Annotated in this window: 20 protein-coding genes; 14 read left to right on the plus strand and 6 right to left on the minus strand. The window is 62.8% G+C overall.

All coding sequences use genetic code 11. The features are described from left to right. Positions 1-101: 101 nt before the first annotated feature. Positions 102-557, plus strand: a complete 456-nt coding sequence (locus NCS02_RS28455) for a (2Fe-2S)-binding protein (RefSeq protein ID WP_250503846.1) — start codon at positions 102-104, stop codon at positions 555-557. Continuing rightward, entirely contained in the window at positions 558-2,765 is a 2,208-nt protein-coding gene (locus NCS02_RS28460) for a xanthine dehydrogenase family protein molybdopterin-binding subunit (RefSeq protein WP_250520247.1), read from the plus strand. It abuts the gene before it with no gap. 12 nt (positions 2,766-2,777) lie between these two features. On the opposite strand, the gene NCS02_RS28465 is transcribed toward NCS02_RS28460, so the two are convergent. Beyond that, positions 2,778-4,694 carry an AAA family ATPase gene (locus NCS02_RS28465; protein WP_250520248.1) on the minus strand — a complete coding sequence of 639 codons (1,917 nt, stop codon included), beginning with the start codon at positions 4,692-4,694 and terminating at the stop codon, positions 2,778-2,780. Between the two features lie 515 nt (positions 4,695-5,209). Here NCS02_RS28465 and NCS02_RS28470 point away from each other — a divergent pair. Continuing rightward, positions 5,210-5,371: a DUF1328 family protein gene (locus tag NCS02_RS28470; RefSeq protein ID WP_008346326.1), complete on the plus strand. Its 162-nt coding sequence runs from the start codon at positions 5,210-5,212 to the stop codon at positions 5,369-5,371. 131 nt (positions 5,372-5,502) lie between these two features. Next, positions 5,503-6,468 carry a GlxA family transcriptional regulator gene (locus tag NCS02_RS28475; protein ID WP_250520249.1) on the plus strand — a complete coding sequence of 322 codons (966 nt, stop codon included), beginning with the start codon at positions 5,503-5,505 and terminating at the stop codon, positions 6,466-6,468. 6 nt (positions 6,469-6,474) lie between these two features. Here NCS02_RS28475 and NCS02_RS28480 read toward each other — a convergent pair whose 3' ends face one another. Then, positions 6,475-7,776, minus strand: a complete 1,302-nt coding sequence (locus NCS02_RS28480; protein ID WP_250520250.1) for an aspartate aminotransferase family protein — start codon at positions 7,774-7,776, stop codon at positions 6,475-6,477. A 76-nt stretch (positions 7,777-7,852) separates the two neighbouring features. Between NCS02_RS28480 and NCS02_RS28485 the strand changes: the two genes are divergently transcribed. The 5 genes from NCS02_RS28485 to NCS02_RS28505 all read left to right on the plus strand — a co-directional run bounded on the left by NCS02_RS28485 (position 7,853) and on the right by NCS02_RS28505 (position 11,524). Continuing rightward, positions 7,853-8,737: a LysR family transcriptional regulator gene (locus tag NCS02_RS28485; RefSeq protein WP_250437588.1), complete on the plus strand. Its 885-nt coding sequence runs from the start codon at positions 7,853-7,855 to the stop codon at positions 8,735-8,737. Between the two features lie 211 nt (positions 8,738-8,948). Further along, positions 8,949-9,458, plus strand: coding sequence for a helix-turn-helix domain-containing protein (locus tag NCS02_RS28490; RefSeq protein WP_250520251.1), 510 nt, complete (start codon positions 8,949-8,951; stop codon positions 9,456-9,458). After that, entirely contained in the window at positions 9,455-9,868 is a 414-nt protein-coding gene (locus NCS02_RS28495; RefSeq protein WP_250520252.1) for a VOC family protein, read from the plus strand. Before NCS02_RS28490 ends, NCS02_RS28495 begins: the two co-directional genes overlap by 4 nt. Before the next feature lie 50 nt (positions 9,869-9,918). Further along, positions 9,919-10,377, plus strand: a complete 459-nt coding sequence (locus NCS02_RS28500) for an SLATT domain-containing protein (RefSeq protein ID WP_250441362.1) — start codon at positions 9,919-9,921, stop codon at positions 10,375-10,377. Positions 10,378-10,762: 385 nt separating this feature from the next. Next, the gene (locus tag NCS02_RS28505) at positions 10,763-11,524 is read left to right on the plus strand and encodes a hypothetical protein (protein WP_250520253.1); all 762 of its coding nucleotides are present in this window, start codon (positions 10,763-10,765) and stop codon (positions 11,522-11,524) included. Between the two features lie 65 nt (positions 11,525-11,589). Here the strand turns inward: NCS02_RS28505 and NCS02_RS28510 are convergent, their stop codons facing one another. The 3 genes from NCS02_RS28510 to NCS02_RS28520 form a co-directional block, all read right to left on the minus strand. After that, positions 11,590-11,808, minus strand: coding sequence for a hypothetical protein (locus NCS02_RS28510; protein WP_008346335.1), 219 nt, complete (start codon positions 11,806-11,808; stop codon positions 11,590-11,592). Positions 11,809-12,068: 260 nt separating this feature from the next. Continuing rightward, complete coding sequence (locus tag NCS02_RS28515) at positions 12,069-13,997, minus strand: bifunctional diguanylate cyclase/phosphodiesterase (protein ID WP_250458783.1); 1,929 nt, start codon at positions 13,995-13,997, stop codon at positions 12,069-12,071. Between the two features lie 147 nt (positions 13,998-14,144). After that, entirely contained in the window at positions 14,145-14,987 is an 843-nt protein-coding gene (locus NCS02_RS28520) for an EamA family transporter (protein ID WP_008346337.1), read from the minus strand. A gap of 105 nt (positions 14,988-15,092) precedes the next feature. On the opposite strand from NCS02_RS28520, the gene gcvA reads away from it, so the two are divergent. The 3 genes from gcvA to NCS02_RS28535 all read left to right on the plus strand — a co-directional run bounded on the left by gcvA (position 15,093) and on the right by NCS02_RS28535 (position 19,752). Beyond that, positions 15,093-16,001: a transcriptional regulator GcvA gene (gene gcvA, locus NCS02_RS28525; protein ID WP_250520254.1), complete on the plus strand. Its 909-nt coding sequence runs from the start codon at positions 15,093-15,095 to the stop codon at positions 15,999-16,001. Between the two features lie 272 nt (positions 16,002-16,273). Continuing rightward, on the plus strand, positions 16,274-18,706 hold the full coding sequence (locus tag NCS02_RS28530; RefSeq protein ID WP_250520255.1) for a glucose/quinate/shikimate family membrane-bound PQQ-dependent dehydrogenase: 2,433 nt from the start codon (positions 16,274-16,276) through the stop codon (positions 18,704-18,706). A 62-nt stretch (positions 18,707-18,768) separates the two neighbouring features. Then, on the plus strand, positions 18,769-19,752 hold the full coding sequence (locus NCS02_RS28535) for a porin (protein ID WP_502800909.1): 984 nt from the start codon (positions 18,769-18,771) through the stop codon (positions 19,750-19,752). Between the two features lie 3 nt (positions 19,753-19,755). Here NCS02_RS28535 and NCS02_RS28540 read toward each other — a convergent pair whose 3' ends face one another. Next, entirely contained in the window at positions 19,756-20,112 is a 357-nt protein-coding gene (locus NCS02_RS28540; RefSeq protein WP_033536044.1) for a MarR family transcriptional regulator, read from the minus strand. 250 nt (positions 20,113-20,362) lie between these two features. On the opposite strand from NCS02_RS28540, the gene NCS02_RS28545 reads away from it, so the two are divergent. Beyond that, positions 20,363-20,656 carry a hypothetical protein gene (locus NCS02_RS28545; protein ID WP_008346348.1) on the plus strand — a complete coding sequence of 98 codons (294 nt, stop codon included), beginning with the start codon at positions 20,363-20,365 and terminating at the stop codon, positions 20,654-20,656. Beyond that, on the plus strand, positions 20,653-21,270 hold the full coding sequence (locus NCS02_RS28550) for a hypothetical protein (RefSeq protein WP_250523387.1): 618 nt from the start codon (positions 20,653-20,655) through the stop codon (positions 21,268-21,270). Before NCS02_RS28545 ends, NCS02_RS28550 begins: the two co-directional genes overlap by 4 nt. Positions 21,271-21,279 lie beyond the last annotated feature (9 nt).

Consider the following 21,279-nt stretch of genomic DNA (forward strand, 5'->3'; position numbering starts at 1 on the left):
TTAGCCAGGCTTACGGGTGATCAAAGAAATCGTCGCTGGCGTTCTTGCATGACGGCTTCCGATAATGGCCGCAAGCTCGAACGACATTCAGGAGACAGCGCATGATCGAAATCGTCGTCAATGACGCGCGGCACTCGCTCGACAATGTACCGGAAGACATGCCGCTGTTGTGGGTGCTGCGCGATCGCATCGGTTTGACGGGCACGAAATTCGGCTGTGGCGGGGGCTTTTGCGGCGCATGCACGGTGCATCTCGATGGCGAGGCCGTGCGTTCGTGCCTGCTGCCGATAGCGGCCGTGGCGGGCAGGCGCATCACGACCATCGAAGGTGTTTCCAGGGACGGCACGCATCCGTTGCAGCGCGCGTGGGTTGCGGAAGACGTGCCGCAATGCGGCTATTGTCAGTCGGGACAGTTGATGCAGGCAGCGGCGTTTCTGAAGGGCAAACCGTCCGTGAGCGATGACGCCATCGCCGCTGCGATGTCCGGCAACATCTGCCGCTGCGGAACGTATGCGCGCATCCGCAAGGCCATCAAGCGCGCGGCGGCGGAGGTCTGAATGCGTATCGAACATCACGCAGCGCGCCGTCGTTTCATCAAGCAGAGTTCGGCGCTGCTGGCAGCGGGACTATCCGTTGGATTTCGATTGCCCGATGCGTTGGCGAAGAACGGCGATGCTCTTCCGCGTGACGGCGAATTCGAGCCGAACGCATGGGTGCGCGTGCTGCCCGACGACACGATCAAGCTCGTCGTCCACAAGCACGATTCGGGCACGGGCACGCGCACCGCGCTCGCCGCGCTCGTCGCCGAAGAGCTGGATGTCGATCCGTTTAGCATCGACGTCATCACGCCCGAGAATCCTTTCTATGCCGATTACATTCATCCCTTGTGGAAGGTGTTTTCCACGGGCGGAAGCACGAGCGTCTCGCTGGAATACGATCGCTTGCGGCGCGCGGGCGCGACTGCGCGTGCCATGCTGATCGAAGCCGCCGCGAAACAATGGAAGGTATCGCCGTCAACGTGCTCGACCGATAACGGCTTCGTGATCGACAACGCGAGCGGCGCGCGTGCCAGCTATGGATCGCTTGCCGTCATCGCCGCGAGCTTGCCCGCGCCAAAAGACGTGCCGTTGAAAGACGCATCGCAATTCAGGTACATCGGCAAGCTGAGCAAGAAGCGCGACGCGGCGCAGAAGGTATGCGGCGCGTTCGCGTATGGCATCGACGTGCGTTTGCCCGGCATGCTCGTCGCGGTCGTGACGCGTGCGCCCGTCATCGACGCGCGCGTGCGCAGCGTCGATGCGAAAGAGGCGCTCGCCGTGCCCGGCGTGCGGCAAGTGCTGCCGATACCCGGACGTCCCGATGTGCTCGGCGGCAATCAGGCGGGCGTCGCCATTCTCGCCGACGACTACTGGTCTGCGCACAAGGGACAAGCCGCATTGCGCGTCGAATGGGAAGATAGTCCGTTCGAAAACTTCGATAGCCGCGATATGCCTGCGCGCCAGGCTGCATGGCTCGACGATCCCGCTGCGCGCGTCGTGCCGACCATCACGAACGGCGACGCCGATGCCATCCTCAAGCATGGCGCGCGCGTGATTCAGGCGTCTTATTCGATGCCGTACAAGGCCGCGAATCCGCTCGAACCCATCAACGTGACGGCGTGGTCGAAGGACGGCGGCATTGCGTATTGGGGCGGCTTGCAAGTTCCGTCGACGGCGCAGGAGGCGGCGCAAGTCATCGGCGGCATTCCGGCCGATCGTGTCGTGCTGCATGAACTGGTTTCGGGCGGCAGCTTCGGTGCGCGCGAATCGAAGTACTGGCTCTTCGAAGTCACATGGCTCGCGTTGCAAACCGGCAAGCCCGTCAAGCTGATGAACAGCCGCGAGGACGAAATGCGCGCGCTCTTCTATCACTCGGCGAGTCATCATCGCGCAAAGGCCACGCTCGATGCACGCGGCAATCTTTCGGCGCTGCAACTGCGCGCGGTGATGCCGGCATCGCCGGAACAATGGGAGCCGGGCTATTTCGATCGTCCCGATCGCATGGACTACAGCACCACGGAAGCAATCAGCAAGTTCGAGTTCGCGTATGGCGCGCCGAATGTGGATATCGGCTGGGTGCGTCATGAAACGGGCGTGCCAACGGGCTGGTATCGCGCGGTGAGTTATATCCCGAACGTGTTCGCGGTCGAATCGTTCATGGATGAAGCCGCGCATAAGGGACATCGCGATGCGGTGGACTTTCGCATCGCGCATATGAAGGACGCGCGCCAAGTCGCGGTATTGCGCGAGGCCGCGATGCGGGCCGGCTGGGGCAAGCCGTTGCCGCGCGGCACCGCGCTCGGCGTTGCGACGAATCGCGCGTACGGCAGTTATGTCGCGGTGATCGCGCGCGTCTCGCGCAAGGATGACGGTATCGTGATCGAGAAGCTCACGTGCGTGGCCGACTGCGGGCTCGCGGTGTCGCCCGGCGGTGTGGAAGAGCAGCTATACGGCGGCTTGATGTGGGGACTCGGACACGCACTCGCCGACCGCATCGACATTCGGCACGGCCAGGTTCAGCAGACCAATTTCGATGCGTATCGCGTGATGCGTATGAGCGACATGCCCGACATCGACATACGCATCATGCAGGGCGATCCGGCGAAGCCTGGCGGCGTAGGCGAGTTGTCGAGCCCGTCGGTTGCGCCGGCCGTTGCCAATGCCGTGTTCACGCTGACCGGCAAGCGCCTGCGCGAGACGCCGTTCGATTTGCGACGGCTCGCGTGAAGAAGTAACCGCTCAGGCGGCCAGCACTTCGTTGGCCGCCTCGACATTCGCGACAGCCGCCGCATGCTCGCGGATCAGGCGATAAACCGTCTCGCCCGGCACGGTTTCCGATTCGAGCAATTCATCGGCGATCGCGCGCAACACCGGCTCGTTGGCTTGCAGCAGGGCGAAGCATTCGTCGCTCAGATCGTGCAGCAACGCGTTCGCATGACCGATCGAATTCTTGAGCTGCAAGCCCGCATACTGCTGCGGCAACGCCGCGAGGCTGAACAGATTGCCTTCCTCGTTGAAGCCGAACTTCGACACCATATCGAGGCTGATGCGCGACGCCTCCTGAAGATCCGATGCCGCGCCGCTCGATGCTTCCTTGAACATGAGCAGTTCCGCGTTGCGCCCGCCGAGCAGCACCTGAATCTCGTTGCGCAATTCGGTTTCGCGATACAGATGCTTGTCCTGCATCTTCGTGATGAGCGCGACGCCCAGAGCGCCGCCGCGCGGCAGGATCGTCACTTCTTCGAGCACGCCGGTGCCGAGCAGCGCCGCAACGAGGCCGTGACCCGCTTCATGCACCGCGATGCGCGTGCGTTCGTCATCCGATAGCGCGCGTTCCGCGCCGTTCACATCGCCGATGCGCGCGATCTTGATCGCTTCGAGGAAATGCGCCGCCGATACTTCACGTTCGCCCGCCTTGCGCGCGACGAGTCCTGCCTGATTGACGATCATCGACAGCGTGGCGGGCGAGAGGCCCGTCGTCAGACGTGCGAGCTGATCGAAGTCGATGTCGTCGCGCTTCGTCTTCAAGCTGTCCGCGTAGAAACGCAGGATGTCCGCGCGATCTTCGACGCCCGGCAAACGCACTTGCACCGTGCGATCGAAACGGCCGGGACGACGCAGCGCTTCATCGAGATTGTCGGGATGATTCGTCGCCGCGACGATGATGACGCCTTCGTTCGATGCGAAGCCGTCCATCTCCGCGAGCAGTTGATTGATGATGCGATTGCTTTCCGCTTCGACCGGGCCGCCGCCGGTATCGGTGCGCTTGCCGAGGCCATCGGCTTCGTCGATGAAGATGACGGTCGGCGCATTCTTGCGCGCGAGCTCGAACAGATGCTTCACCTTCTGAATGCCGACGCCGTAGTACTTCGCGCTGAAATAACTGCCCGTGATCGCGATGAAGTTCGCGCCGCATTCGCCCGCGAGCGCCTGCGCGAGCCGCGTCTTGCCGACGCCCGGTCCGCCCGTCATCAGGATGCCGCACGGCGCGCGCACGCCCATGCCGGTGAATTGCGCGGGCTCGGTGAGCCACGCGCGCACGTCGTTGAGCGCGGCTTTCGCTTCGCCCGCGCCGATGACGTCATCGAAACGCAGCGTCGGCGATTCGCCGAGCAATTGCGCGCCGCCGCGCATTTCGCGGCGCATGAACCAGAGAAGGCCGCCGATCATCAGGAGCGGCAGCAAGAGACTCAGCGCGTCGCGCGAACGGTCGAACATCTCGCTCCAGCGCGCAATGCCCGTGCGCACGTTGGCGTCGGGCAGCCATACGAGTTGATACGGCGAGGCCGCGTCGGGCTTCATATCGCCGAGCAGCAATGCGTTGGAGAACGCGCCGTTATGATCGGCCACGTAATACTTCTCGCCCTTCGTCGTGGAGACGAGAATCGCGTCGGGACTCACGCCGATCGTCGCGACATTCTTCGCGCGAATATCGGTCAGCATTTCCGATGCGTCTTTCTCGCGATGCGTCCACGGCGATGCGTCATGGCGCATCTGACTGGCGACGCCCGTCAGCGCCGCCGTCTGCGATTGCGCGGCCCGCACTTCATGGCGCCAATGCAGAAAGCCCGCGCCCGTCACGAGCGCGGCCGCGATCACACCATAAGCGATATATCGGCCAACGCGTGACCGCAGCGAATTCCTTGCCGGTTTCATCAATTCTGTCCAATGGGCCCGCACGCGCGGCGCCCTAAAGCAATCGTCGGAGGAATGGCATCCGAACGTGTGTCTCTTATCGTGCTTCGGTGGTGGGATGCCCGCGCGCATGTCTTGATGCTCAAGATGGCGAAGCGATCGACCTTGAACCGCAGATCGTCAACCATGCGAGCATGGCCCTGTTTGCAGGGATTGCTTCGCTGGAATGGTGCCCGTAATGCATGACCATTCGATAACGCGAAGCAGCGCGCGAACGAGCGTTCGACACGCCGTTTCAAATACACGTCCCCTTTTTTTTGATTAACGGCAGGTAACGGGTCTTCTTGACGGCAATGTAAAAAACGCGTGATCCGCGCTCGCAGCGCGATGCGGGTTTGATGGCGTATGCAGGACGAGGCCAAGGATAGCACGGCAGAAAACGATGCTCCATCCGGTAAGGAATACTGCTTGCTTACGCTAGAGAACTCCGCGCACATGGGGCGCGCGGCGTACTCGGACGAGAGGGAGATAACATCATGTTGTATTACGCGTTGGTCTTTTTCATCATCGCGATCATCGCTGCCGCGCTCGGATTCGGCGGTATCGCGGCGGGCGCGGCGGGCATCGCGAAGATCCTGTTCTTCATATTCCTCGTGATTTTCCTCGTGACGCTGGTAATGGGCCTCATGCGACGTTGACGGCTCTCAAGCAAAAGGCGTCGTGCCGAGGCTGGTCGGCACGACGCATTTTTTTTGTTCCTCGTTTAACGTAGCCGCCTGGACGAAAGATCGGTATCGTCGCAAATGACAACTTCTGGGTCATTTGCGCCATGCACATCGCGATACTCGCTCTCGATGGTCTCTTCGATACCGGCCTCGCCGTGACGCTCGACACGCTCAGAGCCGCGAACGGGTTGGCCGCGCGCACGATGGGCGGATCCCCGCGCTTCGATGTATCCACTGTTGGCGTGCGCAAGCGCGTGCGTTCGGGTCACGGCTTCGCGATTCCGGTGGAACCCGTCACGCCCGATTTGACGCCGGACTGGGTTATCGTTCCGGCGCTCGCCGCGACGACGCCGGAACTGCTGCTGCCCGCACTGGAACGCGCCGACGTCAAGGACGCCGTGCGGCAATTGCAGAAGTGGCGCGCGCAAGGCGTATCGATCGGGGCGTCCTGCATCGGGACGTTTCTGCTCGCGGAAGCAGGATTGCTCGATCATCGGCAGGCGACATCGACGTGGTCGCTCGCGCCGCTTTTCAGGCAACGCTATCCGCATGTTCTGCTCGACGAATCGCGGGTGCTCGTGCCGACCGATATCGGCGTGACGGCCGGCGCCGCGATGGGGCATCTCGATCTCGCGCTGTGGCTCGTGCGCAAGTCGAGCCCCGAGCTGGCCGCGCTCGTGTCGCGCTTTCTGCTCGCCGATATCCGCACGTCGCAGGCGCCGTACATCATCCCGAACCAACTCGCGCAGGCAGATCCGCTGATCCAGCGTTTCGAGCGCTGGGCGCGCGACCATCTGAAGGAAGGATTTTCGCTGCAGCACGCGGCGAACGCGCTGGCGACGAGCACGCGCTCGCTTCAGCGCCGATGCCAGGAAGTGCTCGGCAAATCGCCGCTGGCGTACTTTCAGGACTTGCGCGTCGAACGCGCGCAATCGCTTCTGCACGGCAGCGGACTCGATCTCGGAGCGATCGCCGCCGAAGTCGGCTACGAAGACGGCGCGACTTTGCGAACGCTTTTACGTCAGCGCTTGGGACGCGGCGTGCGCGATCTGCGCGCCGGCCTGCGCTGACGATGCCTACAACGAACGCTCGATAGCCTTGCCGAGCAGATTGAGCCCGAGGTCGATCTCTTCCTCGCTCACGGTCAGCGGCGGCGCGATGCGGAACACGCCCCCCATGCCCGGCAATTGCACGATGTTCATGCTCAGGCCGAGATTCATGCATTCGCGCGTGATCTTCGCGCCGAGACCATCGGCGGGTTCCTTCGTGCGGCGATCCTTGACGATCTCCACGCCGAGCAGCAAGCCGCGGCCGCGCACGTCGCCGATGCAGTCGAAGCGCTCCATCAAATCGAGCAGGCCGCGTTGCAGGCGCGCGCTCATCACGTTCGCGCGCGCGACGAGGCCATCGCGTTCGACCACATCCAGCACGCGCAGGCCGACGGCGGCGGGCAGCGGATCGGATACGTGCGTCGTGTAGAACAGATAGCCGAGCGCATGCGCCTTCTCTTCGATTTCCGCCGATGTGACGACGGCCGCGAGCGGCAAGCCCGCGCCGAGCGTCTTCGATAGCGTGAGGATGTCGGGCGTGACGCCGTCGCGCTGGCACGCGAACATGGTGCCCGTCCGGCCGATGCCGGTTTGCGCTTCGTCGAGAATCAGCAGCATGCCGCGCTCTTCGCACTTGCGCTTTAGCGCCGCCATGTAGCCTTCCGGCAGTTCGATGATGCCGCCAGAGCTCAGAATCGGTTCCGCGATGAACGCGGCGAGATTGCCGCTCGACTGCCGGTCGATGAGATCGAATGCGTAGTCGAGTTCCGCGAGCCAGTCGTATCGGCCGTTGTGCTCGAAGCGCGCGCGATATGGGAACGGCGCGGGAATCGCGAATGACCCGACCGCCGCGGGACCGACGCCCTTGCGCCCCGCGCTGTACGTTGCGGACGCCGCGTGACCCGTCATGCCGTGCCACGACTGCGCAAAGCCGACGACTTCGTATTTTCCGGTGACGAGCTTCGCCATGCGGATCGCGGCCTCGTTCGATTCGGCGCCGGTGCTCAGCAAGAGCGCGCGATCGAGACCGGCGGGCGTGATATCGGCGAGACGCGTCGCGAGATCGACGACGGGACGCGACAGCATCCCGCTAAAGAGATGATCCAGCTTGCCCGCATATTCGCCGATCACCGACACGATCTCGGGATGGCTGTGGCCAAGCACGGCGCTCATTTGTCCGGAGGTGAAATCGAGGATGGCGCGGCCATCGGCATCGTAGACGAAGCTGCCTTGCGCGCGCTCGATGATCATCGGCTCGAACGTGCCGCCGTAGCGGATGAGGTGCTGTCTGGCGTTGCGCCAGAAAGTTGCGTCGTTGTTCAGGGACACCGTGCTTCTCCTGGCGGGATAGGAAACAATCTGCAGTGTAGACAACGCTCAGGTTTTATAGAATCAAATCGTTCTAATGCGAGATAGAAGAGGCGCTAATACCTTGAGCCTGTCACTGGAAATCGAGTTGTTGCGCTCGTTTGCCGTCATCGCGGAAGTGCGCGCGCTGAGTCGCGCGGCCGAGCGCATCGGACGGACGCAATCGGCGCTGAGCCAGCAGATGAAGCGGCTCGAGGATATCGTCGATCAGCCGCTTTTTCAGCGCACCGGACGCGGCGTCGTGCTGACGAATCCCGGCGAGCGCCTGCTGGTTCACGCACAGCGCATCCTGCGTCTGCACGACGAGGCGATGGCCGATCTGTGCGGAAAAGGCTTGTCGGGCAGCATCCGCTTCGGCTGTCCGGACGATTACGCCGCCGTGTTCTTGCCGAGCCTGCTGCGGCAATTTTCGAGTCAGCATCCGCACGCGCTGGTGGAAGTCGTGTGCGGGCCGACGCCCCGGCTCGCCGAGCAACTGAAAAAGCGCGCACTCGATCTCGCGATGCTCTCGCTTCCCGAAGACAAACCCGGCGGCGAGGTCATCCGGCGCCAGCAACTGGTCTGGATCGGCTGTCCGGGGATGGATTCCGCGCATTACGATCCGTTGCCGCTCGCGCTCTCCGATCCGGACACGCTCGATCACATCGCCGCATGCGAAGCCTTGCAGCGCGCGGGCAGGGCGTATCGCATCGCGTACGCGAGCAGCAGTCTCGCGGGGCTCACGGCGCTGGTGCGCTCGGGGCAGGCGTTCGCGGTCATCACGCAGACCGCCGTGCCCGCCGATCTGTGCGTGCTGAACGCGGATGCCGGGCTGCCGGCCTTGCCGGGCGTCGGCATATCGCTGAAGTTCGCGCGCGAGCGTCCTTCGATGTTGACATCGGCGTTCGCGGAACACATCCGTCTCACGCTGCCGTTGTTGTGATGCAAGACCGATTGCGCGAATTGGGCCGCAAAACGGCCGCTTTCCGGCACATCGCGCATCGGGGACGCGGGCTAAGATACTTTCCATCTCCTCTAGCTCTTTCTTCTCAGGGAATGAGCGACTTTTGCGTCGTGCGGATAGCCTCTGCACGACGTTTTTCTTTGTGCGCGCCGGGCTACACTAGCCGCTCGTTTTCCGCACCCCGAACGCCATGCCGACTCGCAAACCCGCCACCGCCGATGCGTTGCAAGATCCGGCATTGTTGCGGCGTCTGTTGCGCGTCAAAGATCGCATGGACGCGTGTTCGCACGAGGACTGGCCGGTCAGCCGTCTGGCCGAAGTCAGCGGGGTCTCCGAAGCGCATTTCGCGCGATCGTTCAAGCGCGCGTTCGGCGTTCCGCCGCATCGCTATCTGCTGACGCGGCGCATCGAGCAGGCCGTCACGCTGTTGCGCGACACCGAGCTCGCCATCACGGATATTGCCTTCGTCACCGGCTGGGAAAGTCTCGGAACGTTCGGCCGCATCTTTCGCGATATCACTGGCCACAGTCCGAGCGCGATGCGCGTGCAAGCGCGCGCCGGCGTCGACGCGCTCGATCGCGTGCCCGCGTGCGTGCTGAAGGCCGCGCAACGACCCGATCTCACGATCGCAGTTTTGGAGAAGCGGCGGCGCGGTGCGAAAGGTACAGTGCGGCCATCTTCAACGAAGGAGGTCACATGAATCAGGGCATCGGCGTGGTGGGCATCTATGTCGACGATCAGGACGAAGCGCTTGCGTTTTACGTCGACAAGCTCGGTTTTCGGGTTCATACCGACGTGCGCAACGGCACGTATCGATGGCTCACGGTGCAGCATTCGGATCAGCCGTCGTTTCAGCTCGGCCTGTTCGCGCCGGGCGCGCCGATCCACGACGATGCGACCGCGCAAACGCTGCGCGCGATGGTCGCAAAGGGCGCGATGCCGCCGCTCGTGCTGTCCGTCGCGGACTGCCGCGCGACTTACGAGCGGCTGAAGGCGAGCGGCGTGGAGTTCACGCAGGAACCGGTCGATCGCTACGGCAGCGTCGATGCCGGTTTTCGCGATCCCGCGGGCAATGGCTGGAAGATGATTCAAGCGCCATCGGGACGGTAAATGTCCTGATTAGCCGGGAGGATGAAGTCTGTTCGTAGAGTGCTTAGAACATGACCGAAACCTCATATCAACCGCCCCGAGACATGTCGACGCTCGTGCTGGCGTGGATCCGGCGCGCGCGCGAGTCGCAGATTCGTCATTACACGATGGCCGACCGGCTGACGCGCTGCGGCAGACGGCTCGGGCTTGCGGTCATCGGCATCACGGCGGCGACGGGCACGTCCGCGTTTTTATCGCTCGTAGCGACGGCGGTGTCGCCGGATGTGCACGTCCTGATCGGGATGACGAGTCTGAGCGCCGCCGTGCTCGCCTCGTTGCAGACGTTTTTGCGCTATAGCGAGCGTGCGGAATTGCATCGCCGTGCGGGTGCGCAGTACGGCGCCGTGCGGCGGCGTCTCGAAGCGATTCATGCGGCAGATGTTTCTCTGCGTGATGCGTGTGTCGTCGATGCGGTGCGCGATGAACTCGACCAGATCGCACAGACGGCGCCGCATTTGCCACGCGCATGATTAATCATTAGTAAAGTTCCGAGTGCTGATTAGTCATTGATTAGACGTAGCGGAGCGAAAGCCGCTATTCGACTGACAAATGACCCTGTTCAAAAGGGGTTGTTTGTGCTTCCGAAACAATGCCCGGTGTGCTACGGTAATTCGTATGTATTACTTGCGACCGGACGATCGCTGATTGTCGATCGGCCTTCCGAACTGATTCGGATGGAGTGTGACAATGGAACAGCGAGGCGATGGCTCGCTTTATTTCGTCATCTGCCCCCGATGTGAAACCCTTTCATCAGTAGAAGAAAGCGTGTGCCCGTTTTGCGGCGCCGACCGCCACGGGGCCGTGCTGACGAGGGGCGCGGAGACAGCTCTGCGGGCAGTCGAGGCGGCGCGAGGCGTGACGCGCCAGTTTGCGCCACAGGGCGAAGTGGCCCGCGTGCGATGGCCGGCGCGTTCGAGAACATACGAAGCGCGTTTACCCGCGCCTGCGCCTGCCTCCATCGCCAATGGCGCTGCCGTGCTTGCGACGGGGCGTCCATCGCATTCGATACTCGCAACGGTCGTCATGGCCGCCGTCGTGCTCGGTGCGTGTTTTCTCGCGCGTGCTTACTTCGAGCAGCACGGATCGACACCGCGCGCGGGAACGCTGCCTGTGGCCGTCGCAGGCACGGTCCGTCCGATCGAGACGAAGGCCGCGCCGATCGCCGCCATCAATATCGATTCGGCGGACAGAATCGTGGACGGCCCGCTGCGCTCCGCCGCGCGTCCGTCAGCGGAAGCTGCGTCGCCACTGATTCCTGTCACGGCATCGAGCAAGGACAGCACGCGGCAGAGCGTGATTCCCGAACGCTCGATCGCAAAAAAACCGTCGACGCACGGCGCGAAGCAATCGGTCAAGACATCGAAAGCGAAACCCGTATCGAAGTCGGCTTCTGCATGTTCGCGCAAGTCCGAGCGCGCGTGCGCTGAAGCAGCGAAAGGCCGCGTATCCAGGACCGAGCCGAAGCAGCGTCAGACGCGCGCGGCGCCGCCTGCTGCGCCCGCCGCACGAGCGAAAACCGACACGAAGGAATTTCAGAAGGTCGCGGCCATCGCTCCGGCGGTGAAGCCCGCGATGACCGCCGACGATAGCTGGCGTCCGAGCAAGAAGAAGAACTGAAAACCCGCGCGGATCGGAAAGGAAAGGGAAGCGCTTCGCGCGGGACGCGAAGCGCGCTGACGATCTTATTCGACGGCTTCCCAGTGTTCGTCGACGGTCTTATCGGTTACGCGTACCTTCGCGACCATCGGCGCATAGCCGCGCAGCTTGATCTCATCGACGGCGAGCCGCTCCGAACGATAACTCTGCTGCGTCATTCTCGTACCGTCAGGGAATTCGAGCGCGTAACCGTCGATCGGTCCCCACTGGCCCTTCGGCATCGGTTCGACATAGACATTCTGCATCGCGTTTCTCCAGCTTGATTGGAAAGCACCGGGCGGTTCGCATTGGCGAACGTGCGCCTCTTGTATAAGAGGTTAGCGAAGAAAGGGACGCGGCCAGCGACGAGGCGTGAGGCCGCGAAGCAAATATTTATCGAAGTAAATCAATGCTCTAGTTACGGGTTCCCATGATGAGAAAGCCCATTCTCCGATATGCAACTCGCGGCATGCTGCCATGCAGCGCGCGTTTTCGTGAAACGGACCTTCATTGCATATCGTGGAAGTCAGTGATGCACGGCGCTGCGGCGGTCGGCATCGAGATAGTTGTTGATCGTCGGCGCGACGTCCGCCGCGACGGATGCGAAGCGAAAGCCGTTGCGTCCCTTGCGCTTCGCTTCGTACATCGCGCGATCCGCGTCGCCGAGCATCGCTTCGGCGGACGTGTCGAAGCCGCCCGCGCACATCGCGATGCCGACGCTCGTGCCGAGATGCGCTTCGACGCGGCCGAGTTCGAACGGCCGTCCGATCGCGCGGCAAATGTCCTGCGCGATGCGGCTGCATGCACTCGATGACGAAATCCCGCGCGCCAGCAGCACGAATTCATCGCCGGCGAGGCGGCAGACGAGATCGCCCGCGCGCGTCGTCTTTTTCAGGCGCGCGGCCACCTGTATCAACAGCGCGTCGCCGACGTCGTGACCGTGCTGATCGTTGATGCTCTTGAAGCCGTCAAGGTCCATGAAGAAGAGCGCGAAAGGCACGGCGTCATCGCGGGCGGCATCGACGGAAAGCGCGAGTTGCTCGGCGAGCGCGCGCCGGTTCGGCAGGCCCGTGAGCGCGTCGAGCATGACTTCGGAGCGCATCTGATTTTCGCGCCGCTTGGTCTCGGTGATGTCCTGCGACATGATGTAGAAACCGGCAATTTCCTCGCGCTGAAACTCGGGAATATACGTCGCGTTCCAGACGCGGCTCGGCGCGCCTTCATAGACGATGTCCTCGTGCGTCACGCGTTCGCCGGCGAGCACGCGGCGAAAGTAAGGCAGACAGCGCTCGAAGGTCGACGCGCCGATCGTGTCGCGCACAGTCTTGCCACGCAACGCCGAAGGCTCGACGCCGAACACCTCGCGATACACCTGATTGTTGAAGCGATAGCGCAGGTCAGCATCGACGTGTGCGATGAGAACGGGCAGATTGTCCGTGATCGTCTGCAGCGCGGCGCGATTGCTGGTGAGCTCGCGCGTGCGTTCGAGCACGCGGCGTTCCAGTTCCTGCCGATAATCGCGCAACACCTGTTCGCTGTATTTGCGGCTCGAGATGTCGTGCGCGACGCTCACGAAATGCAGCGGCTCGCCGCGTTCGTCGCGAATCAACGCGACGGAAAGCTCGACCCAAACCGGCTCGCCGTTACGGCGGCGATATCGTTTTTCCAGCGTATACGTCTTGCTCGTGCCGTCGAGCAGTTCCGCGACGAGTTGCAGATCGGCCGACAGATCCGCTTCGTCGGTGATCTGCTGAAAGGTCATCGTGACGAGTTCATCGGCGCTATAACCGGTGATTTCGCACAGCTTCGGATTCACTTCGACGAAGCGGCCCTCCAGATCGACGATAGCCTTGCCCGTCGGCGTCTGTTCGAAGATCGTATGAAAGCGCGTCTCGGACAGGCGCAGCTTGCGGCGGTCGGCTTCCTGAATCTCACGCGTTTCGCGCGCGGCTTCGCGCTGCACGATCTCGCGCTCGACGGTCGCCGCGAGATCGCACAGCGCGGCCTGCGTGCTTGCCGTGAGTTTGCGCGGCTTCGTGTCGATCGCGCAAAGCGTGCCGAGCACGAGACCTCTGGACGAGCGCAACGGCACGCCCGCATAGAAGCGGATGTGTGGCGCGCCCCTGACGAGCGGATTGCCGGCGAAGCGCGCATCCGCGTGAGCGTCCTCGACGAGCAGCAGACGTTCGGAGTGAAGCGCGTGCGCGCAGAACGACACGTCGCGCGCGGTTTCGCATACATCGAGTCCGACACGCGACTTGAACCATTGCCGATGTTCATCGACGAGCGATACCAGCGCGATCGGCACCTGCAACAGCTCGGCGACGACGCGCGTTACGCGGTCGAACACTTCTTCCTGTGGCGTGTCGAGCAGGTCGAGACTGTGCAGCAACTGGAGCCGCTTCGCTTCGTCGGCGGGCAGAGGCGCCGTGTGCCATTCGTGTACGGGTTGCAAGGTTCTTCTCGATTCGGTATTCGCCATCGGGCCCAATGCCACGATGAGCAATTTATCGAACCTTCCGCAATCCCGATTCGCCGATCAAAGGCCGGCTTTTCCCTCAGTTCGCGAGATGTGCCTTACGGACGAAATGACGCAGAGCGGTCAGAGCCCCAGGCAAACCGCCCCGACCGCGACCACCACGCAGGCGAGCCAGCGCCTCGCGCTGACGGCTTCCTGAAGGAACACGCGCCCGATGAGCGCCGCGAACACGACGCTCGTTTCGCGCAACGCGGAGACCGTGCCCATCGCGCCGGATTGCATCGCCCAGATCACGATGCCGTAAGCCGCGATCGACACGAGGCCGCCCGCGAGCGACGAACCCACGGCCATCGGCGCTCGCTTCACGGGCGTCCATAGCGCCGCGGGCCCGCGTTTCGCGACGAAAATCATCGGCATGAACCAATAGAACATGAACATCCACGCGGTGTAGGTGAGCGCTTCGCCATCGGACAGACGCACGCCGATGCCGTCGATCACCGTGTAGATCGCGATGGTCACGCCCGTCGTCAACGCGGCGAGCACGCCCGCGCGCGATACGCGGCCGCCCTGCAATGCAAGCGCGATGATGCCGCCCGAGATCAGCACGATCCCGAGCGCATGCAGCGGGCCGATCGCCTCGTGCGCGAAGATGGCCGCGCCGAGCGTGACGAGCATCGGCGACGATCCGCGCGCGATCGGATAAGCCTGCGCGAGATCGCCGCGCCGATACGAGCGCACGAGGCTCACGTTGTAGACGATATGCACGAGCCCCGACGCGACGATGTAGGGCCACGCGGCTTTCGCGGGCATCGGCAGATAGAAGACGACGATCGCGGACACGGCGCCGATCGCGATGCTCATCCACGTCATCGAGAGGAACCGGTCGCGGTTGCCATGGAGCATCGCGTTCCAGCTTGCATGGAGCACGGCTGCCAAGAGAACGACACCGCCGGTGTAGGTGAACATGCTTTCTTATGTCGGTTATATGACGGATAGTTACTAGAATAACTATCTTGTGAGCCGCCCACAAACCATATAAATTGCATCGTCGCTTTAGAAAAGCTCTTGCGAATGAGACCGGCATTGCCTTCACTCAATGCGTTGCGCGCTTTCGAAGCCGCTGGGCGACTCGGTAGCTTCAAGGAAGCCGCAGCCGAGCTGCATGTCACGCACGGGGCGATCAGCCAGCAAGTGCGTTTGCTCGAAGCGTGGCTCGGCGCACCCCTGTTCGAGCGTCATAACCGGCGTGTGGTGTTGACCCCGGCGGCGCGCGTTTATCTCGCGCAAATCGGTCCGCTCTTCGATCGGCTCTCGCAGGCCACGGCGCGCTATGGCTTGTCCGAGGCCGTGTCGCGCACGCTCACCGTGAATGCGCCCGCTACCTTCACGTTGCGCTGGCTCGTGCCGAGGCTCGAACAATTTCGCGCGCGTCATCCCGATGTGGAAGTCAGGATAGAGACATCGAACGAACCGGTAGAAAGCCTGAAGGACACATACGACATCGTGATTCGCGGCGGCCCCGACACGTTTTACGGTTACGTGATGCGGCGCTTTCTCGAAGAGGAACGTCTGCCGGTGTGCAGCCCCACGCTGTCCAAGCGTCTTCCTTTGCAGACGCCTGAAGACTTGCGGCGGCACACGCTGCTGCACACGTCGAGCTTGCCGCGCGTCTGGCCGGATTGGCTCGCGCAGGCGGGCATCGCAGCGCTCACGCCAGCGGCGGTGCTCACCTTCGATCACTTCTATCTGACCTTGCAGGCCGCTGTCGATGGCATGGGCATCGCAATGGGCCCGACCGCGCTCGTCGCCGACGATCTCGCGTCAGGCCGTCTCGTCGCGCCATTCGACGGGCCGCGTTTGCCGTCGCGAAGCTATTGCACGTATGTCGCCGATGAGAAAGCGGGGCACGATCTGATCGTGCTGTTTCGCGCGTGGCTCGAACAAGAAGGACAAGCGTTCGCGACCGAGCACGACGTGTGAGCCTGCGCCGTGCTGCATTCGTGCGAACTATGCAGAAATTTAACTATCTGGTTAGAATGCACGGGTTTACGCTAATGCCCCGGCCGGTCTGACTGATCGCGCGGGACATGCGATCCAGCCGCGCACATCGGCGCACGCGTGCATGCGTCGCCGCTTCTCGCGTGTCGCGGTATCGACTTCACGGAACGCTTTCATTCCGCGGTGCGATACGGCCGCGGCATTCCTGTCGTCGCCGAAGCGGATCGCATGGCAGACTCCTGGAGAAGATTTCGATGTCTACGAGTAAAGCCCGTCTTTCAGCCGCGCTGAGAGCAGGGTGTGTTGTGCTGGGCCTCGCGCTGCTGGCCACTGGTCTGATTTTCGTCGTCGGCGGCGCAAAGCTCGCGCTTCTGCACGGCAGCGCGTATTTCGTGATCGCGGGAGCGGTTATCGCCGTATCCGCGGTGCAGTTCATGCGGGCGAAGTCGTCGGCTGTGCTCGCCTTCGGCGCGGTATTTATCGGCACGCTCGTGTGGGCGCCCATCGACGGCGGTTTCGATTTCTGGCCGCTCGTGTCGCGGCTGATGCTGCCGGCCGGCTTCATGATGCTCGCGCTGCTTACATGGCCATCGTTGCGCACGCATGAGACGGGCAAGCCCGCGTCGAAGCGCGCGTATGCGTTCGCTGGCGTCATCGCGCTTTGCATGCTCGTTACCTTCGTGCAGATGTTCGAGCCGCATCCGACCGTCGCATCCGATGGCAATGAAACGCCGCTCGTGCCCGTCGCGAAGGAGCACGCGCAGAAGGACTGGAGCAACTACGGCAACACGGCCGGCGGCAGCCGCTTCGTGGCGCTCGATCAGATCACGCGCGATAACGTGAAGGATCTGCGTGTCGCGTGGACCTTCCATACGGGCGATGTCCCCGAAAGCCCGACCGGCAACGGCGCGGAAGATCAGGAGACGCCACTGCAGATCGGCGACCGCCTCTACCTGTGCACGCCGCACAACAACGTGATCGCCGTCGATGCCGACAGCGGCAAGCAGATCTGGAAGCGCGAGATCAACGCGCGGGCGCAGGTCTGGAACCGCTGTCGCGGCCTCGCGTATTTCGATGCGACGAAACCTGTGGCGCGACCGACGATAAACGGTTCGACGCCTGTGACCCCCGTTTCCATCGCGGCGGGCGCAAGCTGCCAGCGCCGCTTGCTGATGAACACGATCGATGCGCGTCTCGTCGCCATCGATGCCGACACCGGCGCGCTGTGCGAAGGCTTCGGCGAACACGGCTTCGTGAACCTGAAAGCGGGTCTCGGCGCGGCCGACGATCCGAAGTATCAGCTCACGTCGGCGCCGACGCTCGCGGGCACGACGGTCGTGGTGGGCGGACGCGTGGCCGACAACGTGCAGACCGACATGCCGGGCGGCGTATTGCGCGGCTTCGACGTCATTACCGGCGAGATGCGCTGGGCGTTCGATCCGGGCCGCGACGACCCCAACGCGCGCCTGCAACCGGGTCAGACTTACGCGCGCAGCACGCCGAATTCGTGGGCGCCGATGTCCTACGACGCCGCGATGAACACTGTCTTCATCCCGATGGGTAGCTCGTCGGTGGACTTGTGGGGCGGCAATCGCACGCCGCTGGATCACAAGTACGCGACGTCGATCCTCGCGCTCGATGCGACCACCGGCAAGGAAAAGTGGGTGTATCAGACGGTCCACAACGATCTGTGGGACTTCGACGTTCCGATGCAGCCGAGCCTCGTCGACTTTCCCGAGAAGGATGGATCGACGAAGCCCGCGGTCGTGTTCGGCACGAAATCCGGTCAGATCTTCGTGCTCGACCGCACGACGGGCAAGCCGCTTACGCGCGTCGAAGAACGCAAGGTGAAGACGGGCACGATCGCGCAGGAACAGTACTCTTCGACGCAGCCGTTCTCGGCCGGCATGCCGACGATCGGCGCGGACACGCTGAAGGAATCGGACATGTGGGGCGCGACGCCGTTCGATCAGTTGATGTGCCGCATCAGCTTCAAGTCGATGCGCTATGACGGCCTCTTCACCGCCCCCGACACCGATGTCTCGCTGAGCTTCCCGGGATCGCTCGGCGGCATGAACTGGGGCAGCCTGTCGACGGATCCGAATCATCACGTCGTCTTCGTGAACGACATGCGCCTCGGTCTCTGGGTGCAGATGATTCCGCAAAAGACCGACAGCGCGCCCGCGAGCAACGGCGGCGAAGCCGTCAACACGGGCATGGGCGCGGTGCCGCTGAAGGGCACGCCGTATGCCGTGAACAAGAACCGCTTCATGTCGCCGCTCGGCATTCCGTGCCAGAAGCCGCCGTTCGGCACGCTCTCCGCGGTCGATCTGAAGACGCAAAAGATCGTGTGGCAAGTGCCCGTCGGCACCGTGCAGGACACGGGTCCGTTCGGCATCAAGATGCGCGTGAAGATGCCCATCGGCATGCCGACGCTCGGCGGCACGCTCGCGACGCAAGGCGGCCTCGTGTTCATCGCGGGCACGCAGGACTATTATCTGCGTGCGTTCGACAGCGCCACCGGCAAGGAAGTGTGGAAGGCGCGCTTGCCGGTCGGAAGCCAGGGCGGTCCGATGAGCTATGTGTCGCCGAAGACGGGCAAGCAATACGTGCTGATTTCGGCGGGCGGCGCGCGGCAATCGCCGGATCGTGGCGATTACGTCATCGCGTATGCATTGAACCGCTGATCGTACGAACCGAAGATTTCATGCGTCTGACCAACACTTTCATTTGCCTGCTGGCTGTATCGATGCTGTGCGGCATCGGCGCAACGTCCGCGCATGCGCAGAGCGCCGTGACCTTGTACGGCAGCATCGATACGAGCATCGAAGTGACGAACCCGGGCTCGTCGTGGACGCCGCGCATGGACTCGGGCGCGTATCGCGGCTCGCGCTTCGGCTTGCGCGGCTACGAGCAATTGAGCGGCGATACGCGTCTGCTCTTCGATCTGGAAAGCGGCTTCAGTTCCGCCGACGGCACCTTCGCGACGGCCAACACGATCTTCAATCGACAGGCGTGGATCGGGCTCGGCGCGCCGTGGGGCGAGTTGCGCTTCGGCCGGCAGTATTCGCCGATCTACATTCCGTTCAAGGGCGGACTCGATGCATTCGGTGCGGGCACGATCGCGTCGGGGCTCAACAATCTGTCGAAGATCACGCCTTACACGAATAACGGCATCACGTATCTGTCGCCCGATTTTCACGGCTTCACGACGACGCTCATGGTCGCATTGCGCGATAGCGGCAACGGCAACGGGCTATCGGGGAACTACGAGACGTTCGCGTATCACAGCGGGCCCTTTCGCATTTCGTACGCGCATCAGGACACGCAAGGCCACACCGGCTTGCGTGCGAATCTCGGCGGCGTGTCGTATCGCTTCGGCAAGACGACGGCCTTCCTCTCGTACTTCAACGGCGATGGCGGGTCGCCGCGCTATCACAACGACGGTCTTTCGGTCTCGATGCGCTACGCGGTGACGCCGCGCCTGCGCGCATCGCTCGGCTATGCGTATGCACGCGATCGCTCGGGCAGCGATAACGACGCTGACCAGTTCAGCGTTGCGTGCGAATACGATCTCTCGCCGAAGGTGCTGCTTTACGCGAGCGGCGCGATGCTGCGCAATCATGGCGACGCGACCTTCACGCTGCGCGGCGTGAACGTAGTCGGGATTCCGGCGGCTTATCCCGGCGCGCCGGTGCGCGGCGTGCAGGTTGGCATGATCGACCGGTTCTGATTCTCAGCGTCTCTTCTTCGCCTCATCGAGGCACGCCGCGAGCTTCTCGAAGTAATCCAGTGCTTTTCGCGTCGGCACGACGGTCTTGATGCGCAGATCGTCGCTGCTTTCATCGACGGATACGAGGCCTTGCTTTCTGAGGTTCGTCAGCTTGCGATGCACCGTCGCCGGCGCGCCCGCGATAGACAGCGCCATCGTCTCCGTGACCGTCAGCGCATGGCCCGCGTGCCACGACGCCGTGAGCGCTTCGAGCAAGCGTTCTTCGGCAGCATCGAGCTTCGGCACCGAAGGCAATGCCTGCACTGCCTGAGCCAGATTCAGGAAGCGGAAATAGGCATCGAACACGCTCTTTTTGGCCATGAAGAAATCGCTTTTAGGGAACGAACCGATCATAGCATTCGCGATATACGGCAAACCACAATCGACGATCTATTTATCAAATTGATAAGTAAGTGCTAAGATAGTGCGTCGAGCAAGGTCGCAATACAAGGGCGCAATATGCGTCGAGCAAGGTCGCAATACAAGGGCGCCATACAAGGTCGCAATACGAAGAGCGGACGAGTGAGCGCGTTTCGCTATCGCCCGAGCGATTTCCCGGGAGGGCAGGGGCGTGGTTCAGGAACGCGATAACAACTACATCACGGCGCATTTCATCGAGCAGGAGATCGAACATCTCGCGAGGATGATCCGCTCGCGCCACTGGCATCGCAGCGCGGCGTGGCCCGTTTCGTACTGGCGCGAGCGCATCGAGGAATTGCAGCATGCGCCCGCCATCGCGCCGCTTCAGCGCATGGAGCTCGAATCGCTTCTGAACGAACTGGAGCGCATCGCGGCCAAACTCGAATCGTCGGCGAATTACGGCGGAAGAGCGCAAGGCCAGACGCGCACGATGCGCGACGCATGAATTCGCGCGGTGCTGCGATAAGATGTGCGTCCTTACCGCCGCTCACTGGCACGCCGCCAATGTCTTCCCTTCAACTTCGCTCATGTTCCGTCGTCGGAACGGCGCTCGTCTTTATCACCTCGCTCTGGGCCAATCAGGAAATCTTTACTCATTCCGAGTTCGTGCGAGGCGTGAACTGGATTTATCTTCCGGCCGGCATTCGGCTGCTCAGCACGCTGTTGTTGGGCGCGGACGGCGCACTCGGGCTGCTTTTCGCAAGCTGGCTCGTCGATTTCTTTTATTTCTTTCCAAATGATCCGGTGAGATCTTTCGTCGGCGGCATCATTGCGACCGTCGCGCCTTATGCCGTGTATCGACTCGCGCGCGAGATCTATGGACTCGACGCGTCGCTATCGAATCTGACGGCGGGCAGATTGATGATGCTCACCGTCGCTTATGCGCTTGCCGGTCCGCTGCTGCATAACATCTGGTTTTATCTTCAGGGCGATACGGAGCATATCGTCGCGCGATTCTTCGCGATGTTCATCGGCGATCTTGCCGGGACCATGATCGTCATCTATACGCTCAAAGCCTTGCTGCATTTCCTTCCCGTTCCGCGCGCGCCGAACCGCTAATCGTGCGCC

This window comes from Caballeronia sp. NCF2 (assembly GCF_023631205.1).
GTDB lineage: Bacteria > Pseudomonadota > Gammaproteobacteria > Burkholderiales > Burkholderiaceae > Caballeronia > Caballeronia zhejiangensis.

What these genes read in the sequence shown, in the direction of transcription:
- NCS02_RS28455 (WP_250503846.1), top strand. Translation starts at nt 102, where the DNA reads ATGATCGAAATCGTCGTCAATGACGCGCGGCACTCGCTCGACAATGTA.
- NCS02_RS28460 (WP_250520247.1), top strand. Translation starts at nt 558, where the DNA reads ATGCGTATCGAACATCACGCAGCGCGCCGTCGTTTCATCAAGCAGAGT.
- NCS02_RS28465 (WP_250520248.1), bottom strand. Translation starts at nt 4,694, where the DNA reads ATGAAACCGGCAAGGAATTCGCTGCGGTCACGCGTTGGCCGATATATC.
- NCS02_RS28470 (WP_008346326.1), top strand. Translation starts at nt 5,210, where the DNA reads ATGTTGTATTACGCGTTGGTCTTTTTCATCATCGCGATCATCGCTGCC.
- NCS02_RS28475 (WP_250520249.1), top strand. Translation starts at nt 5,503, where the DNA reads ATGCACATCGCGATACTCGCTCTCGATGGTCTCTTCGATACCGGCCTC.
- NCS02_RS28485 (WP_250437588.1), top strand. Translation starts at nt 7,853, where the DNA reads ATGCGAGATAGAAGAGGCGCTAATACCTTGAGCCTGTCACTGGAAATC.
- NCS02_RS28490 (WP_250520251.1), top strand. Translation starts at nt 8,949, where the DNA reads ATGCCGACTCGCAAACCCGCCACCGCCGATGCGTTGCAAGATCCGGCA.
- NCS02_RS28495 (WP_250520252.1), top strand. Translation starts at nt 9,455, where the DNA reads ATGAATCAGGGCATCGGCGTGGTGGGCATCTATGTCGACGATCAGGAC.
- NCS02_RS28500 (WP_250441362.1), top strand. Translation starts at nt 9,919, where the DNA reads ATGACCGAAACCTCATATCAACCGCCCCGAGACATGTCGACGCTCGTG.
- NCS02_RS28510 (WP_008346335.1), bottom strand. Translation starts at nt 11,808, where the DNA reads ATGCAGAATGTCTATGTCGAACCGATGCCGAAGGGCCAGTGGGGACCG.
- NCS02_RS28520 (WP_008346337.1), bottom strand. Translation starts at nt 14,987, where the DNA reads ATGTTCACCTACACCGGCGGTGTCGTTCTCTTGGCAGCCGTGCTCCAT.
- gcvA (WP_250520254.1), top strand. Translation starts at nt 15,093, where the DNA reads ATGAGACCGGCATTGCCTTCACTCAATGCGTTGCGCGCTTTCGAAGCC.
- NCS02_RS28530 (WP_250520255.1), top strand. Translation starts at nt 16,274, where the DNA reads ATGTCTACGAGTAAAGCCCGTCTTTCAGCCGCGCTGAGAGCAGGGTGT.
- NCS02_RS28535 (WP_502800909.1), top strand. Translation starts at nt 18,769, where the DNA reads ATGCTGTGCGGCATCGGCGCAACGTCCGCGCATGCGCAGAGCGCCGTG.
- NCS02_RS28540 (WP_033536044.1), bottom strand. Translation starts at nt 20,112, where the DNA reads ATGGCCAAAAAGAGCGTGTTCGATGCCTATTTCCGCTTCCTGAATCTG.
- NCS02_RS28550 (WP_250523387.1), top strand. Translation starts at nt 20,653, where the DNA reads ATGAATTCGCGCGGTGCTGCGATAAGATGTGCGTCCTTACCGCCGCTC.